This is a genomic window from Vibrio sp. 10N.247.310.98 (genome assembly GCF_041467395.1).
Lineage (GTDB): Bacteria > Pseudomonadota > Gammaproteobacteria > Enterobacterales > Vibrionaceae > Vibrio > Vibrio crassostreae_C.
Map to the genome: position 1 here is coordinate 1 of NZ_JBFSUL010000112.1, position 2353 is coordinate 2353.

1 protein-coding gene is annotated in these 2353 nt (G+C 43.2%); it reads left to right on the plus strand.

Features of this window, described 5'->3' with window-relative positions; translation table 11 throughout:
* The first annotated feature begins 437 nt into the window (after positions 1 to 437).
* The gene (locus AB6E78_RS22795; protein ID WP_017062210.1) at positions 438 to 2063 is read left to right on the plus strand and encodes a methyl-accepting chemotaxis protein; all 1626 of its coding nucleotides are present in this window, start codon (positions 438 to 440) and stop codon (positions 2061 to 2063) included.
* Positions 2064 to 2353: the final 290 nt, after the last annotated feature.

Here is a 2353-nt window from a genome sequence, read left to right on the forward strand (position 1 = left end):
GAACGGCGGACTGTTAATCCGTATGTCGCAAGTTCAAGTCTTGCAAGGGGAGCCACATTCAAGAAAGCCAAGTCGAAAGACTTGGCTTTTTTTCGTTTGAACAAAAACAAACTCTATTCAATATACACATCAGCTCCTCACTAACTCTTAATCAGTCTCGATAAATTGAGTTATCTCCTTTTAGTACTCTTACTACAGCAGTTGATTCTAAGTTCTATAAAGCATATCCACTACAACAGAACCAACGCCTTATAAAGTTCATGACCCGCTAATATTCACATTAAAACAAATAGAACCAAGTCCTGTTACTTTTTTTTCTTCGAAAATTTAATCCCTATCATACTTTGATGTCTTTCTAATATCTGCCTTACACCACTTAGATTAAGATTCGATGAATTATACCTAATACTAATTATTGAATCGCTGCGCGGGGAAATATGAAACTAAAAACGCAAGCTTACTTATTATCGGGCATCATCTTGATCGCCCTGCTAGCACTGACGGCTACAGGCTTATGGACCTTAAGAGTTGCTAGCAACATGGACAACAAAGCTCGCGTAACAGAGCTGTTTAAGAGCGCATACAGCATTCTTACTGAAGTCGAAAAAATGGCGATTGATGGCACACTAGAAGAAGAGCAAGCCAAGCAACTAGCTACTCGCCTTCTACGCAACAACATCTATAAAGATAATGAATATGTTTACGTAGCCGATGAGAACATGACGTTTATCGCGACACCATTAGATCCTCAACTGCACGGAACCAGTTTTAACGACTTTAAAGATGGCGACGGCAATAGTGTTGGGCAGCTAATCCAAAGAGTACTTGGTAATCGTACTGGCGAGATCATTGAGTACACCTGGACACAAAAACTGCCAGATGGAACGATTGAAGAAAAACTGTCTATTGCAGAGAAAACGCCACATTGGGGTTGGGTTGTCGGCACTGGTATCGGGTTCAATGAAGTTAACGCTCGTTTTTGGTCTACTGCTCAATGGCAGCTATTCCTTTGTGTCGTGATTGCTGGTCTTATTCTGGCGAGCCTAATTGTATCCATTAAACGCATGCTAGCGCTTCTTGGCGGCGAACCTAAAGACGTACGAGAAGCAGTACAAGCCGTAGCACAAGGTCGAATTCAAACCTCTTTCGAAACTCAGGCAATTGACGGCAGTATCTATCACGCCGTACAACAAATGAGTAAGTCATTGGCTGAGCTAGTATCAAACCTTGACGCTTCAATGCTGGCATTAAGAGGCGAACTGCAGCGCGTAGAAGATCGCGCTGGGTCAATTGGTCAACTGACAGACACCCAACAGCAATCAACAGAGATGATCGCGACAGCAATGACCGAGATGGCCTCTTCAGCCAATAACGTAGCTGCTTCAGCTAGCGATACCGCGCGCAACACCGACGAGGCCGACAAACAGAGCCAGCATACCCAACAACTCATTCACAACACAGTAGATAACATTCAAGGCTTAGCAGGCCAACTAGGCACAGCAAGCGAAGCTGTCGCTAACCTAGATAACGATGTAAACAACATTGCAAAAGTATTGGATGTGATTGGTGATATAGCGGAGCAAACTAACCTATTGGCACTAAATGCAGCCATTGAAGCAGCTCGAGCTGGCGAACAAGGTCGTGGATTTGCTGTTGTAGCAGATGAGGTTCGTAACCTTGCAGGCAGAACACAATCGAGCACAAAAGAAATCCAATTAATGATTAATAACCTTCAAGAGGGATCTCGCAACGCAATTCAAACCATGGAAGTGTGTGCCGCGACCAGTGAAAGCACCGTAACAGAGTCTCAAAACGCCTCTGAAGCACTACAACAGATTGTTGTCGCATTAGAGTCCATTTCATCAATGAGTCATCAAATCGCAACAGCGGCCGCTGAGCAGACTCAGGTGAGCGATGATATATCGAAGCGTATCAATATGATCGAAGAGAGCGGTAACCAACTGAGCAATGTCGTAACAGAAAGTCATAACAGCACCCAAACTCTTGCCTCTCTTTCCAACGAATTAGAAGCTTGGGTTAATAGGTTTGAAGTAAAACACTAAACTCCCTAGAAAATTTTCAAATAAAAAAGCACGTTTTCATACGTGCTTTTTTTATTTCGGCGCCCATTCAGTGTAGTTAACCGTAGTTTTACTATCTTTTAGGGCATGCTAGACCTAGGTTTTTCACCCCAAATGAGCAAAAACAACCCACTAAGTATAGAAAAACATCAAACGATACTTTTTTTGCAATTTAATGTTGACCCAGAACGCGAAAACACGTTTAATACACCTCGTCGCCCGGATAGCTCAGTCGGTAGAGCAGAGGATTGAAAATCCTCGTGTCGGTGGTT

Coding starts and splice junctions, on each gene's coding strand:
- AB6E78_RS22795 (WP_017062210.1), top strand. CDS start 438: ATGAAACTAAAAACGCAAGCTTACTTATTATCGGGCATCATCTTGATC.